Genomic DNA, 277 nt, shown 5'->3' on the forward strand with positions numbered 1-277 from the left:
GTATAGTCCTAAGCAAAACGCCACAATGGTGACCGGATTTAATGACATTCACTATCATGCTAGCCATGCGCAAGGTCTAATAAGTTTGATTGGTACTAAAGAGCTGCCGGATGCGCAGCGACCTCGCTATGATACCGTGCCAAAAAAACAAACGACCAATGGCTTATTATCCGTTGAGACTTTCGACAGTAAGGACGCCCTGTCGCATTTTCGCACGCTGCGCTTGATTATCAATCCTGAAGATATATCTGCTGTTACCGAAGACAAGGTTGTAACC

Annotated in this window: 1 pseudogene; it reads left to right on the plus strand. The window is 45.5% G+C overall.

The features are described from left to right. Positions 1 to 277: pseudogene (locus tag AAEY88_RS13320) on the plus strand (hypothetical protein); the annotation flags it as partial.

It is taken from the genome of Psychrobacter sp. CAL346-MNA-CIBAN-0220 (assembly GCF_040309805.1).
Lineage (GTDB): Bacteria > Pseudomonadota > Gammaproteobacteria > Pseudomonadales > Moraxellaceae > Psychrobacter.